Genomic DNA, 12,778 nt, shown 5'->3' on the forward strand with positions numbered 1-12,778 from the left:
AAGAACCCCGGCGCCCGGCCGCAAGCCACGATGCAACCGACCCGTCCCGCTGCCCCGGCGCCGCGCCCGGCTGACAAGCCGCGCTTTGGTATTGGCAGCCTGATCAACCGCATGGCAGGCCATGCCGAGCCGCAGGCCGAACGCGCGGCACCGGCGCCGCGCCAGCAGCCCCCCGTCACCAGCTATGACGACGAGCCTGACCTGGGGGCCGACCAGGAACGCATCGAAATTCCGGCTTTCCTGCGCCGTCAGGCCAACTGAAGCCGGTCACATTTTCTGTGGACAAGCCCGGCTCGCCGGGCTTTTTCATTATTAAAGTCAGTATGTTATGCCATAAGTGGGCGGATTGTCGCAGGGCTTCCCGCCCAGTGTTACATCCCGTCACAAAGAGTGAGTTGTGGCGCAGCGCCTTCGGCCTTACCTAAAATTGACCGAACTCGTCAGAGTGACTGGTGACCAAATCTGGTAGTGCCTGGAGTGCGACGTGCAACATACGCTGAAATCCTCTGCGATCTTTGCCGGAACCGGGCTACACTCTGGCGCGCCGGTGCAGATGACCGTGCATCCTGCCGCCGCTGATTTCGGCATCTGGTTTCAGCGCACCGATGTGGCCGCCGCTGACGCGATGATCCCGGCGCGCTGGGATGCGGTGGTGGCGTCGAAACTGTGCACGCTGGTGGCCAATGCTGCCGGCACCTCGGTTTCGACCATCGAACATCTTATGGCGGCGCTGGCCGGTTGCGGCATCCACAACGCGCGGATCGAGATCGACGGACCGGAAGTGCCGATCCTTGACGGCTCTGCCGTGCCGTTCGTTGCGGGGTTCCTTGCGTGCGGTGTGGCCAACCAGTCGGCCCCGTTGCAGGCGATCCGGGTGCTGCGCGCGGTTGAAGTGCGCGACGGTGACGCCGTGGCGCGGCTGGAGCCTGCCGATACGCTGGAGATCGACTTCAGCATTGATTTCGCTGATGCCGCGATCGGTCGTCAGGAAAAGACCCTGAACATGGCCAACGGCGCCTTTGTGCGCGAGTTGTGTGACAGCCGCACCTTCTGCCGCCAGCAGGATGTCGATCACATGCGCGCCAATGGTCTGGCGCTGGGTGGCACGCTGGAAAATGCGGTGGTGTTCTCGGGCGAGGACGTGCTGTCGCCGGGCGGTTTGCGCTATGCCGACGAGCCGGTGCGCCACAAGATGCTGGACGCGCTGGGCGATCTGGCGCTGGCCGGGGCGCCGATTCTGGGGCGTTACACCGGCATCCGCGCCGGGCACGCGCTGACCAACCGGCTGCTGCGGGCGCTGTTCGCGCAGGAAATGGCGTTTGACCACGTCGATTGCGGCCTGCACAGCGGCTGCAAGTTGCCCGGCGTTGGCGTGCATGTGTCCGACATCCCTCTGTCTGCCTGAACCTGTCGGCCGGTGCGAAAGGCGTTTTGCGCCCCGGAATTTTCTGTGCTAGGACAAAGGCCAAACCGGCCGCTTGGTGCCAGACTTTGCCCTCGGCTGGGCCGGAAACGACGAGGCAGGTAGGCGAAAGATGATTGGCGGAAAATCGGGCGCGCGACTTTTGGGCACGGCGCTGATTGTGGCGACTCTGGCAGGTTGCGGCGGCGGTGGCACCAAGGAGGTGCCGCTGGACAGCCTGACCGCCGAGGAAATCTACAAGCGCGGCGAATACGCCTTGGAAACCCGGCCGAAACCGACCGAAGCCATCCGCTATTTCACCGAGGTCGAGCGGCTTTATCCCTATACCGAATGGGCCAAGCGCGCATTGATCATGCAGGCCTTCACCTATCACAAGTCCAAGAAGTATGAAGAGGCCCGTTCGGCGGCGCAGCGCTACCTTGACTACTACCCCGGCGACGAAGATGCGGGCTATGCCAAGTATCTGCTGGCTCTGTCTTATTACGACCAGATCGACGATGTTGGCCGCGATCAGGGTGTGACCTTCCAGGCCCTGCAGGCGCTGCGGGCGGTGATCGAGGAATATCCCGACACCGAATACGCCCGTTCGGCCATCCTGAAATTCGACATGGCCTTCGATCAGTTGGCCGCCAAGGAAATGGAAATCGGTCGCTATTACCTGAAGCGCGGCAACTATTCCGCCGCCATCAACCGCTTCCGCGTGGTTGTGCAGGATTTCCAGACCACCACCCATACCGCCGAGGCGCTGCACCGGCTGGTCGAGGCCTATCTGGCGCTGGGTCTGACCGACGAGGCGCAGACCGCCGGGGCGATTCTGGGCTACAACTACCAGGCCAGCCCGTTCTATCAGGACAGCTACAAGCTGCTGACCGACCGCGGGCTGAAGCCGGAAGCCAAGGGCGACAGTTGGCTGAAGCAGGTTTACCGGCAGGTGATCAGGGGCGAGTGGATCTGATCGGGGGGCGGGCTGGTGCTGCGCGGTCTTGAAATCCGCGACATGCTGATCATCGACCGTCTCAGCCTGGCGTTCCAGCCCGGGCTGAACGTGCTGACGGGCGAGACCGGCGCGGGCAAGTCGATCCTATTGGATTCGCTGGGTTTTGTGCTGGGCTGGCGGGGCCGTGCCGAACTGGTGCGCCAGGGCGCCGAGCAGGGCGAAGTGGTGGCAGCCTTCGATCTGCCGCCCGGACATGCCGCTCGCGACGTGCTGGCCGAGGCCGGGATTGCCGCTGAAGACGAGCTGATCCTGCGCCGCATCAATCATGCCGATGGCCGCAAGACCGCCTGGGTCAATGACCGGCGGGTGTCGGGCGAGGTGTTGCGGGCACTGTCGGACACGCTGGTGGAACTGCATGGCCAGCATGATGATCGCGGGTTGCTGAACCCGCGCGGCCACCGGCAGATGCTGGACGCCTTTGCCGGGGTCGATGTGGCAGGTGTTCGGGCGGCCTGGACCCGGCTGGCCACGGCGCGCAAGGCGCTGACCGAGGCCGAGGCGGCGCTTGCGGCGATGCAGGCCGAGGAAGACTATCTGCGCCATGCGGTCAAGGAACTGGACAAGCTGGACCCGCAGCCCGGCGAGGAGGCGGTGCTGGACGCCCGCCGCCGCGCCATGCAGGGCGCCGAACGCATCCGCGCCGATATCGTCAACGCTCACGGCGCTTTGTCGGAACAGGGCGCCGAAGGGCTGATCGGCAACGCCCTGCGCTGGCTGGAGGGGGTGGCCGACCGCGCCGAGGGGCGGCTGGAGGCACCGATTGCGGCGCTTGGCCGGGTGCTGGTGGAACTGAACGAGGCGCAGGCCGGCGTGGAAAGCTGCCTTGCGGCGCTGGATTTCAACCCATTGGAACTGGAGGCGCTGGAGGAGCGGCTGTTTGCCATAAGGGCGCTGGCGCGCAAGCATGGCGTGCTGGCCGACGATCTGGGCGGCTTTGCCGAAGGCCTGCGGGCGCGGCTGGCGGCGCTGGATGGCGGCGCGCGGGTGATGACCGGGCTGACCCGCGCCAAGGCCGAGGCCGAGGCGGATTTTCTGCGCGAATCCGTCCAGTTGACCGGCGCGCGCAAGGCCGCCGCCTTGGCGTTGGATGCGGCGATGGCCGCGGAACTTGCCCCCTTGAAGATGGAGCGGGCGCAGTTTTCCACCCAGATCAGCCCCGGCGACCCCGGCCCCGAGGGCAGCGACGCGGTGGCCTTTACAGTTGCCACCAACCCCGGCGCACCGGCCGGACCGCTGAACCGCATCGCCTCGGGCGGCGAGCTGTCGCGGTTTCTGCTGGCGCTGAAGGTCTGCCTGACCGGCGACACGCCGGGGCTGACGCTGATCTTCGACGAGATCGACCGCGGCGTGGGCGGGGCGACCGCCGATGCGGTGGGGCGGCGGCTGAAATCGCTGGCCACGGGCGCGCAGGTGCTGGTGGTGACCCATTCGCCGCAGGTGGCGGCGCTGGGGGCGCATCACTGGCGGGTCGAAAAGGCGGTGCGGGACGAGATGACCACCTCGACTGTCACGCCGCTGGACGATGCCGCGCGGGTGGAAGAAATCGGCCGGATGCTGGCGGGTGGTTCGGTGTCGGATGCCGCAAGGGCGGCGGCGCGGGCGCTGCTGGCGGGGTAGGGCGGGTCTAGCCTGCCGCCACGACCGCCAGTTCCCGCGCCAGATCGCCATAGCCGGTCAGCCGCCGCTCATAGGCCAGACCAAGGCGGCGGGCGCAGTCCTGCGCCTTCAGGTCCAGCGCCGGATCGTCGGTCTGCGCCTGATAGACCAGCTTGGTGTAATTGCCGAAATACATGTCGCGCAACTCGGGGTGGCGGTCCAGACCCATGGGGCGCCAGACAAAGGCATCGAACTGCCGCACCAGAAAATCGGTCAGGTAAAACGCGGTGAATTCGGTCTCGGCCTTGGCGGCGAAGTCTTCGTTACCTTCAAAAAACGAATAACAATGTGGGCCTTGAAGCATCTCTACCCCAAGTTTCTTGCACTTTTCGAACAATTGGCCGCCCGTGCCGCAGTCGGCATACAGCACGAAGACCGACGCATAGGCATCGCGGTGCTTCTCCACCGCCGCCTCGACCGCCGCCGGGATGCGGTCGGGCCACAGATGCAGGTTGGCAGGCAGGCATTGCAGATCCAGATGATCCCAATGATTCAAACGCTTTAGCGCCAGAACTTCATGTGCCAGCGCCCCGCAGGCGATCAGCAGGATACGGCCGTGATGCGTCGGTTCCAGCCCCGCTTCGGTCAGGGTGGCGTCATCGGGGGTCATCGCTTGTCCATCCACAGCCGCAGCGCCAGCGCCGCCAGCACAGCCACCAGCGACAGCGCCGCCAGCGGCAGGCCGATGCGCTGCGCCGCCAGCAGCGTCAGCCCGGCGGCGGCGATCACGATCAGCAGCAAGGATACGAAAGTGCGGGCGGGCATGGGCAGGGCCTTTGCAAGCAATACCATCTAGATGGCGCGGCCACCGGGCTTTGCCAAGGCGCCCCCGGCAAAAGAAAAAGCCCCCGGATTGCGCCGGGGGCCAGAGCGAACCTGCAAGGCTTCTTCAGGCGCCAAGCTGGTTATGCTTGCGGGCGACGAACGCCTTGGCGGTTTCCACCGCAACGGCGGCATCGCGGCAATAGGCGTCGGCCCCGATGGCGCGGCTGAATTCCTCGTTCAGTGGCGCGCCGCCGACCAGCACGATGTAATCCTCGCGCATGCCTTTTTCCTTCAGCGTGTCGATCACCACCTTCATGTAGGGCATGGTGGTGGTCAGCAGCGCCGACATGCCCAGAATGTCGGGTTGTTCGCTTTCCAGTGCCGCCAGGTATTTCTCGACCGAGTTGTTGATGCCGAGGTCGAGCACTTCGAACCCGGCCCCTTCCATCATCATGCCGACCAGATTCTTGCCGATGTCGTGGATGTCGCCCTTGACGGTGCCGATCACCATCTTGCCCATCCGCGGCGCGCCGGTTTCGGCCAGCAGCGGTTTGAGGATGAACATGCCGCCCTTCATGGCGTTGGCGGCCAGCAGCACTTCGGGGACGAACAGGATGCCGTCGCGGAAGTCGGCACCGACGATGGTCATGCCCGCCACCAGCGCCTTGGTCAGCACGTCATAGGGGGTCCAGCCGCGTTCCAGCAGGATGCCGACGCCCTCTTCGATCTCTTCCTTCAACCCGTCGTAAAGGTCGTCGTGCATCTGCAGGACCAGCTCGTCGTCGGAAAGTTCGGAGAGGATGATGTCATCTTCGGCCATGGGGGCTCCTGCGGGGATGTGTCTCAGCTTCAATGCGGGCAAAGCCGGGGCGGGACTTTTCGGATTGCGACACTGGCAGGGTGAAAGCCGACAGGCAAGAGGCGCAGCGCCGGCAACCTTGCGCAATGTTCATCCAATGTTCTATAATTGCCCCATGGAACCGCCCGAAACCCGCTTGCCAAACGGTTACCGAACCCGCGCCCGTGGGGCTTTGGGCAATGCTGCCGGGCGGTTCGAGCCGCTGCGCCGGGTGGCTGCCGACGACGGCTGGGATATGGCCGAGGACGACCGGCTGTTGCGCACCGAGGTGCGGCTGGAAGTGCCGCGCTCGGCGCTGGCGTGGAACCGCTCGCCGGATATCGAGTTCGACCGCTCGGTGAACCCCTATCGCGGTTGCGAGCATGGCTGCATCTACTGCTATGCCCGGCCGACCCATGCCTTTCTGAACCTGTCGCCGGGGCTGGATTTCGAAACGAAACTGATCGCGCGGCCCGGCATCGGCGCGGTGCTGGCGGCGGAATTGCGCGCCAAGGCCTACCGGGTGGCACCGATCGCCATCGGCACCAACACCGACCCCTATCAGCCGATCGAGGCGCAGCAGCGGGTGATGCGCGAGGTGCTGCAGGTGCTGCGCGATTTCAACCATCCGCTGACCATCACCACCAAGGGCACGCTGATCGAGCGCGATCTGGACATTCTGGGGCCGATGGGGCGGGCGGGGCTGCTGTCGGTGGGCATTTCGGTGACAACGCTGGATGCGGGCCTCAGCCGGGCGCTGGAGCCGCGGGCGGCGGCGCCCATGCGGCGGCTGGAGGTGATCCGGCGGTTGACCGAGGCCGGGGTGCCGGTGCGGCTGATGCTGGCGCCGGTGATCCCAGGTCTGACCGACCCGGAGATGGAGGCGATCCTGACGGCGGCGAAGGCTGCCGGGGCGCGTGCCGCCGCCTGGATCCTGCTGCGGTTGCCGGGCGAGGTGGCCGGGTTGTTCCGCGACTGGCTGGAGGCGCGGCTGCCGGGGCGGGCCGACAAGATTCTGGCGCGGCTGCACGAATTGCATGGCGGGCAGGACTATGACCCGGCGTTCGGGGCGCGGATGCGCGGGCAGGGGGTGTGGGCCGATCTGCTGCAACAACGGTTCGCCAAGGCAACGGCGCGGCTGGGTTTTGGCGACCTGCCCGCGTTGCGCTGCGATCTGTTCAGGGCACCACCGCGGGCGGGCGATCAGTTGAGCCTGTTCTGACCGGCGCGCTCATCCGCCCGCACGGGCGTCTTCGCTGTTCAGCGACGCGCGCCCGACAGGAAGCAAGGAGCGGCGTTTACCGCCCGCGCCGCCGCTCGCGCTTGGGCGCACCACTGTCGTCGCCGGTGCCGTCCGATGCCGAGGAAAACGCCCCCAGCGCCGCGGAAATCGCCTCCAGCGTCGGGCGCGGGCCTTTCGGGCGAGTTTCCAGCGCCTGACGCATGGCGCGCAGATGCTCGGGCATGGTGCCGCAGCAGCCGCCGATGATCCGGGCACCTGCATCGCGCGCCAGCACCGCGTAATCGGCCATCAGCGCTGGCGTGCCGTCGTAATGGATGGCGCCGTCCTTGTATTTCGGGATGCCGGCATTGCCCTTGGCGATCACCGGCCGTTCCGACCCCTGGGCCGCGAAACCCAGCACGGTGCGCAGCAGGTCCGAGGAGCCAACGCCGCAGTTGGCACCAAACGCCAGCGGCGGGTTGGCGAGTTTCTCGACCATCTCGACCATCGCCGCCGAGGTGACGCCCATCATGGTGCGCCCGGCGGTATCAAAGCTCATGGTGCCGCACCAGGGCATGCCGGCCAGCGCTGCGGCCTCGGCGGCCGCCTGATATTCTGCGGCGGCAGAGATGGTTTCGACCCACAGCACATCGGCGCCGCCCGCCTTCAGCCCTTCGGCCTGTTCATGGAACATCTCGACGGCGATGGCATGGGTCAGGGTGCCCATCGGTGCCATGATCTCGCCCGTCGGCCCCACCGAGCCTGCCACCACCACGGGGCGACCGGCCTTGTCAGCCACCTCGCGGCCAAGGCTGGCGGCAAGCCGGTTCAACTCGTGCACCCGGCCTTGCGCGCCGTGCAGTTTCAGCCGACTGGCATTGCCGCCGAACGAGTTGGTCAGGAAGATGTCGGAGCCGGCATCAACCGCCCATTGATAGAGCTTGCGGATGTTGTCGGGCTGGTCGGCGTTCCAGAATTCCGGCGCCTCGCCCGAGGAAAGCCCCATGTTGAACAGGTTGGTGCCGGTGGCGCCATCGGCCATCAGCCAGTCGTGGGTGGACAAAAGACGGGACAGGGCGTTGGTCATCGGGGCCTCGCAGGGGTCAGGGGCAGGCCGCGGCGGCGGCCGGTCAGTCTGCCTTGCTGTGCCACGCGGCGCCCGCGGGCGCAAATTCATATTCGGCCTGTGGCGCAGGAAATTCGTCGCGCCGGGGCGAGGGGCCGGGGCGCAGCGGGCCGGGGCGGTGGATGGCGCGGGCGATCTCGGCGGCGCAGAGCAGCAGAGCGGGGCGCGAGGGGGCGGCGAGGTAGAGCCGCTCCCACCGCGGCGCGAAGCTGTGTTTGAACTGCGCAAGGCCCGCGCCGTGCGGGCTGAGCAGTCGGTTCAGAATTGCATGGGTTTTCAGGGTCGCCTCGGGCACCGCAGCGAGTGACAGTCGGGGCAGGCCCAGCCGCCCGGCTTCGGCAATCGCCGCGGCCACCAGCGCCTGCATGGTGCCATCGGGGGCGGCTGTGGTCTGCCGCATCAGATCAAGCGTCCATTCTTGCGCGCCTTGGTGAAAGCTGGCAAAGCCCACCAGATCGCAGCCCAGCCAGGCCAGCACCACCCACTGCCGCGACAGGTAGCGCGGGCAGAAACGTCCCATCGAAAAGCCGCGCTCGCCGCCATGCGCCGTGGCCCAGGCGGCGTTGACCTGCGCCATCGCCGCCTGTGGCAGGGCATCATTGGGGGCGGCAGAGGTCAGCCGCAGCCCGGCGCTTTGTGCCCGGCGCAGTTTGCGGCGCAGACCGGCGCGGGCGGGCGTGGCGGTAGTAAAGCTGCGCGGGTCAAGGTGAGCCTCGCGCGCCACCACCAAAGTGGCAAAGCCCAGGCGCCGGGCGGCAGCGGCGCTGCGGGCGCCGCATTTGTAAAGGCAGGGCAGGCGGCCCTCGGTTTTCGCCTGCGTCTTCAGGGTGGCAATCGCCACCGCCTCGGCGCGCAGCATCGGGTCGCGCAGCGCCACCAGCGCATGTGGTGTCCGACCGGTCAGCCAGACAGCCCCTTCCGGCGTCGGTAGCAGGCTGAGCGTGCCCTGATGCACCAGCCCGAACTCGGCCAGATGTGGCATCGGGGCAGCGACGGAGGTCATCGGGTCCGATGTCCGCGCCGTTGCCCGCGGTCGCTGTGGTGCCAGACTGGCCAGTGCCGCGCCGACCAGCGCCGGCAGCGCATAATAGCAGCCGCGAAAGGCCAGCATCGCCGCCAGCAACGGCGCCTCGGTGCCGCCGGGCAGCAGCGCCAGCAATACCACCTCGAAAGCGCCAACCCCGCCCGGCGCGCCGGACACCATCCCGGCCCCCAGCGCCAGCAGAAAGGCGGGCAGCAGGGTGGCGAAGGGCAGGGCAAGGTCGGGCGGGCACAGCGCGAAAAGCACCAGGCTTGCGGCGATGGTATCGACCGCCGTCAGCCCCAGCACCCGGGCAAGGGTGAAGCCATTGGGCAGGGCAACCGCCTTGTCGCGCCAGCGCAGCCGCAGGCCCAGCAGGCCCGGCACCGTCAGCACCAAAGCCAGCAGCACCACCGCCAGCGCTGCCGCCTTGAACGGGGCTGCGGGCAGCAGCAGCAGCGTGCAGGCTGTCACCACCGCCCAACCGGCCAGAAATGAAGCCGTCACCGCCAGCGTGATCTGCGTCGCCTGCCACAGCGACAGCTCGGGCAGCATCCGCCAGCGCACCAGACCGCCGGTCACCACGCCAAGCCCCAGCGTCTGGCTGACCGCAATCGCCGCAGCCCCGGCCCGCCCGGCCCGTAGCGGCGACACCCGGCTGCCCAGATGCCGGTGCAGGGTCACGTCATACTGCGCCACCGCCCAGAAACTGACCGCCGTTGCGGCAAGCGCCAGCCCCCATTGTGCTGGTGACACGGAGGCGAAGGCCGTGGCCACCTCGGCAAGGTCCAGCGTCTGCAGCCTTTGCCACAACAGGCCAAGAAACAGCGACGCCAGCGCCAGCGACAGGCCGATCCGGCGCAGCACCCGCCTTTGCCCTGCCGCCGCCTCCGCTTGCACCAGGGCCAGCGCCGTCGTTGCCTTTGCCATCATCCGCTCCGCACCCGTTCAGGGGGCAGGGCTAGGGCAGGGCCATGGACATCGGATTAACGCCGCCAGGACCGGTAAAATTGTCGGCAAAAATGCAAAGGCCGCCCCGAAGGACGGCCTGGCTTTGGTCACAAGATCGCAGCGATCAGAATTCGTCCATCAACTGCGATTTCGCCACCGGCAGCAGTTCGGCCAGCTTGGCGCGGATGGTTTCGACATCGGCCAGCCCACCCAGGTCGGCGGCCACCTTGCGGACCACGTCTTCGGTGCCGGCTTCCTCGAAATCGGCCTGCACCACCGACAGCGCATAGTCGGCTGCCTCCTGACCGGTCTTGCCCAGCAGACCCGCCGCCCAAAGCCCGACCAGCTTGTTGCGCCGGGCCTCGGCGCGGAACTGCATGTCGGCGTCATGGGCGTATTTCGACTCGAAAGCCTTTTCGCGATTGTCAAAGGTGGTCATGGCGGGGCCCCTTCTGGCGGTTCCGTTCCCCCTTCATATGCCCTTCCGGCGGCGGCGCTGCAAGAGGTTGTCGCACCCGGCGGCGTGTTGTCCTTGCGAGCGGCGGCGCCTTGCCGTAGAAGGCCCCCAACTGCGAAGGGAGGCTTTTGCCGCCCTGTTTGGCGTTCGATCGGAGAGTTCATGGCACGTCGCAAGAAGGTCTATGAGGGCAAGGCGAAGATCCTCTATGAAGGCCCCGAGCCCGGAACCCTGATCCAGTATTACAAGGACGATGGCCGCGCCGGGGCCACACCGCCGCAAGCCGCGGTCGAAGGCAAGGGCGTGCTGAACAACCGGCTGTCGGAATTCTTCATGTCGGGGCTGAACAGCATCGGGGTGCCGACGCATTTCATCCGCCGCCTGAACATGCGCGAGCAACTGGTGCGGATGGCCGAAATCGTGCCGCTGGAAGTGGTGGTGCGCAATTTTGCCGCCGGAGAGCTTTCAACCCGGCTGGGCATCCCCGAAGGCACGGCGCTGCCGCGGCCGATTGTGGAATACTATTTCAAGGACGAGAAGCTGGGCGACCCGATGGTGGCCGAGGAACATATCATCGCCTTCGGCTGGGCCAGCCAGCAGGACCTGGACGACATCGTGGCGCTGGCGCTGCGGGTCAATGATTTCCTGTCGGGCGTGATGATGGGCATCGGCATCCGGCTGGCGGATTTCCGGCTGGAAGTGGGCCGGATCTGGGAGGGCGATTTCATGCGGCTGATCGTGGCCGACGAGATCAGCCCCGACAGTTGCCGGCTGTGGGATACCCGCGGCACCGAAGCGCCCGACCGCGAAGGCGTGACCCGCGAGCCGGGGCCGCTGGCGGACGTCTATACCGAACTTGCGCGGCGGCTGGGGGTTCTGCCCTCGAACGTCACCCATACCACCAAGCCAACCCTGATCAACTGAAAGGCCCTGCCGATGAAAGCCCGTGTCCATGTCATGCTGAAAGATGGGGTTCTGGATCCGCAGGGCGAGGCGGTGCGCCATGCGCTGGGCACGCTGGGTTTTGCCGGAGTGCAGGGCGTGCGGCAGGGCAAGGTGATCGAGCTGGATCTGGTGGGCAGCGACAAGGCGGCGGCCGAGGCCGAGGTGCGGGCAATGTGCGAAAAGCTGTTGGCCAACACCGTGATCGAGAAATACAGCGTCGAGATCGTCTGAGGCGGTTGCCGCGGGAAAGGCAAAAGTTTTCGAAAACTTTTGCAAAATCCTTCGAAGGATTTTGGTCGCCGCTTCGGGGCGTGCGGCTTTGGGGGGCAAGACATGCGCGCAGCGGTGATGCGGGGATTTTCGGAAAGCCTGTCGATCGAGACGGTTGCCGATCCGGCTTGCCCCTCCGATGGCGTGGTGCTGCGGGTGCTGGCCTGCGGCATCTGCCGTTCTGACTGGCACGCCTGGACCGGCGCCGATCCGGTGGCCTTGCCGCATATCCTGGGCCATGAATACTGCGGCGAGGTGGTGGCGGTGGGGCCGCTGGTCACCGGCTGGCGGCTGGGCGACCGGGTGATTGCGCCGTTCATCCTGGCTTGCGGCACTTGTCCCGATTGCCGCGCCGGGCATCAGACCATCTGTGCGACGCAGGCTTTGCCCGGCTTCAACATGGCGGGCGCCTATGCCGAGATGCTGGCGGTGCCGCATGCCGATGCCAATCTGGCGCGGTTGCCGGGCAGCATGGAGCCAGCACTGGCGGCCTCGCTGGGGTGTCGGGTGACAACCGCCTGGCAGGCGCTGACCGGGCGGGCGGCGCTGGCGCCGGGCGAATGGCTGGCGGTGCAGGGTGCGGGCGGCGTGGGGCTGGCGGCGCTGTTGCTGGGCCGGGCGATCGGCGCGCGGGTGGTGATGGTTGATGTGGTGGCGGAAAAGCTGGCCTATGCCAAGGCCTTGGGGGCGGACGCGGTGGTAAATGCCGCCGAATGTGATGCGGTGGCGGCGATCCGCGACATCACCGGCGGCGGCGCGCATGTAGCTGTCGAGGCTTTGGGGATCGAGGCGACCACGCTGGCGGCGCTGCGCTCGCTGCGCAAGCTGGGGCGGATGGTGCAGGTGGGGATGCCTGCGGGGGATCATCTGAACATGCATCTGCCGATGGATGCGGTCTATTCGGGCCAGTTGGCAATCTATGGCACCCGCGGCATGCCGGGTTGGCGTTATCCCAGTCTGTTCGGGCTGATTGATGGTGGGCATGTGGATTTGTCGCCGCTGGTGGCGCGGCGGGTCGGGCTTGCCGACGCTTCTGCCGAGTTGCGGGCGTTTGACGGGCCGACGCCGCCGGGGGTGGCGGTGATCACCGATTTTACTCGGTGACAG

General features: G+C 66.9%; 13 protein-coding genes and 1 pseudogene. 8 read left to right on the forward strand and 6 right to left on the reverse strand.

Annotated features, from left to right (window positions below):
* The 4 genes and pseudogenes from RSW2DRAFT_RS15180 to recN all read left to right on the forward strand — a co-directional run.
* A pseudogene (locus tag RSW2DRAFT_RS15180) lies at nt 1-261 on the forward strand (cell division protein FtsZ); the annotation flags it as partial.
* 223 nt (nt 262-484) lie between these two features.
* A complete protein-coding gene (lpxC, locus tag RSW2DRAFT_RS15185) occupies nt 485-1,405 on the forward strand; it encodes a UDP-3-O-acyl-N-acetylglucosamine deacetylase (RefSeq protein ID WP_008032523.1) in 921 nt (306 codons plus the stop codon).
* A gap of 130 nt (nt 1,406-1,535) precedes the next feature.
* Nucleotides 1,536-2,378, forward strand: coding sequence for an outer membrane protein assembly factor BamD (locus RSW2DRAFT_RS15190; protein ID WP_008032524.1), 843 nt, complete (start codon nt 1,536-1,538; stop codon nt 2,376-2,378).
* A gap of 15 nt (nt 2,379-2,393) precedes the next feature.
* On the forward strand, nt 2,394-4,037 hold the full coding sequence (gene recN, locus RSW2DRAFT_RS15195) for a DNA repair protein RecN (RefSeq protein ID WP_008032525.1): 1,644 nt from the start codon (nt 2,394-2,396) through the stop codon (nt 4,035-4,037).
* A gap of 7 nt (nt 4,038-4,044) precedes the next feature.
* Here recN and RSW2DRAFT_RS15200 read toward each other — a convergent pair whose 3' ends face one another.
* The 3 genes from RSW2DRAFT_RS15200 to RSW2DRAFT_RS15210 form a co-directional block, all read right to left on the reverse strand.
* On the reverse strand, nt 4,045-4,686 hold the full coding sequence (locus tag RSW2DRAFT_RS15200) for a DUF1638 domain-containing protein (protein WP_008032526.1): 642 nt from the start codon (nt 4,684-4,686) through the stop codon (nt 4,045-4,047).
* The gene (locus tag RSW2DRAFT_RS15205; RefSeq protein ID WP_008032528.1) at nt 4,683-4,841 is read right to left on the reverse strand and encodes a hypothetical protein; all 159 of its coding nucleotides are present in this window, start codon (nt 4,839-4,841) and stop codon (nt 4,683-4,685) included. Before RSW2DRAFT_RS15205 ends, RSW2DRAFT_RS15200 begins: the two co-directional genes overlap by 4 nt.
* A 124-nt stretch (nt 4,842-4,965) precedes the next feature.
* A complete protein-coding gene (locus RSW2DRAFT_RS15210; RefSeq protein WP_008032530.1) occupies nt 4,966-5,661 on the reverse strand; it encodes a corrinoid protein in 696 nt (231 codons plus the stop codon).
* Between the two features lie 154 nt (nt 5,662-5,815).
* Here RSW2DRAFT_RS15210 and RSW2DRAFT_RS15215 point away from each other — a divergent pair, with 154 nt between their 5' ends.
* The gene (locus tag RSW2DRAFT_RS15215) at nt 5,816-6,901 is read left to right on the forward strand and encodes a PA0069 family radical SAM protein (protein ID WP_050786839.1); all 1,086 of its coding nucleotides are present in this window, start codon (nt 5,816-5,818) and stop codon (nt 6,899-6,901) included.
* Between the two features lie 76 nt (nt 6,902-6,977).
* On the opposite strand, the gene bmt is transcribed toward RSW2DRAFT_RS15215, so the two are convergent.
* The 3 genes from bmt to RSW2DRAFT_RS15230 all read right to left on the reverse strand — a co-directional run bounded on the left by bmt (nt 6,978) and on the right by RSW2DRAFT_RS15230 (nt 10,438).
* Entirely contained in the window at nt 6,978-7,988 is a 1,011-nt protein-coding gene (gene bmt / locus RSW2DRAFT_RS15220) for a betaine--homocysteine S-methyltransferase (protein WP_008032534.1), read from the reverse strand.
* Nucleotides 7,989-8,031: 43 nt separating this feature from the next.
* Complete coding sequence (locus RSW2DRAFT_RS15225) at nt 8,032-9,978, reverse strand: phosphatidylglycerol lysyltransferase domain-containing protein (protein WP_008032536.1); 1,947 nt, start codon at nt 9,976-9,978, stop codon at nt 8,032-8,034.
* A gap of 145 nt (nt 9,979-10,123) precedes the next feature.
* Nucleotides 10,124-10,438: a DUF1476 domain-containing protein gene (locus RSW2DRAFT_RS15230; protein WP_008032537.1), complete on the reverse strand. Its 315-nt coding sequence runs from the start codon at nt 10,436-10,438 to the stop codon at nt 10,124-10,126.
* A gap of 180 nt (nt 10,439-10,618) precedes the next feature.
* Between RSW2DRAFT_RS15230 and RSW2DRAFT_RS15235 the strand changes: the two genes are divergently transcribed.
* From RSW2DRAFT_RS15235 to RSW2DRAFT_RS15245, 3 genes are all read left to right on the forward strand, one after another.
* Entirely contained in the window at nt 10,619-11,380 is a 762-nt protein-coding gene (locus tag RSW2DRAFT_RS15235; protein WP_008032538.1) for a phosphoribosylaminoimidazolesuccinocarboxamide synthase, read from the forward strand.
* 12 nt (nt 11,381-11,392) lie between these two features.
* Nucleotides 11,393-11,632 carry a phosphoribosylformylglycinamidine synthase subunit PurS gene (gene purS / locus RSW2DRAFT_RS15240; protein WP_008032539.1) on the forward strand — a complete coding sequence of 80 codons (240 nt, stop codon included), beginning with the start codon at nt 11,393-11,395 and terminating at the stop codon, nt 11,630-11,632.
* A gap of 102 nt (nt 11,633-11,734) precedes the next feature.
* On the forward strand, nt 11,735-12,775 hold the full coding sequence (locus tag RSW2DRAFT_RS15245; protein WP_008032540.1) for a zinc-dependent alcohol dehydrogenase family protein: 1,041 nt from the start codon (nt 11,735-11,737) through the stop codon (nt 12,773-12,775).
* Nucleotides 12,776-12,778 lie beyond the last annotated feature (3 nt).

Source organism: Rhodobacter ferrooxidans, from assembly GCF_000176015.1.
Taxonomy (GTDB): Bacteria; Pseudomonadota; Alphaproteobacteria; order Rhodobacterales; family Rhodobacteraceae; genus Pseudorhodobacter_B; species Pseudorhodobacter_B ferrooxidans.

Coding starts and splice junctions, on each gene's coding strand:
- RSW2DRAFT_RS15200 (WP_008032526.1), bottom strand. CDS start 4,686: ATGACCCCCGATGACGCCACCCTGACCGAAGCGGGGCTGGAACCGACG.
- RSW2DRAFT_RS15225 (WP_008032536.1), bottom strand. CDS start 9,978: ATGGCAAAGGCAACGACGGCGCTGGCCCTGGTGCAAGCGGAGGCGGCG.
- purS (WP_008032539.1), top strand. CDS start 11,393: ATGAAAGCCCGTGTCCATGTCATGCTGAAAGATGGGGTTCTGGATCCG.
- RSW2DRAFT_RS15215 (WP_050786839.1), top strand. CDS start 5,816: ATGGAACCGCCCGAAACCCGCTTGCCAAACGGTTACCGAACCCGCGCC.
- RSW2DRAFT_RS15190 (WP_008032524.1), top strand. CDS start 1,536: ATGATTGGCGGAAAATCGGGCGCGCGACTTTTGGGCACGGCGCTGATT.
- RSW2DRAFT_RS15205 (WP_008032528.1), bottom strand. CDS start 4,841: ATGCCCGCCCGCACTTTCGTATCCTTGCTGCTGATCGTGATCGCCGCC.
- RSW2DRAFT_RS15245 (WP_008032540.1), top strand. CDS start 11,735: ATGCGCGCAGCGGTGATGCGGGGATTTTCGGAAAGCCTGTCGATCGAG.
- bmt (WP_008032534.1), bottom strand. CDS start 7,988: ATGACCAACGCCCTGTCCCGTCTTTTGTCCACCCACGACTGGCTGATG.
- RSW2DRAFT_RS15210 (WP_008032530.1), bottom strand. CDS start 5,661: ATGGCCGAAGATGACATCATCCTCTCCGAACTTTCCGACGACGAGCTG.
- RSW2DRAFT_RS15230 (WP_008032537.1), bottom strand. CDS start 10,438: ATGACCACCTTTGACAATCGCGAAAAGGCTTTCGAGTCGAAATACGCC.
- RSW2DRAFT_RS15235 (WP_008032538.1), top strand. CDS start 10,619: ATGGCACGTCGCAAGAAGGTCTATGAGGGCAAGGCGAAGATCCTCTAT.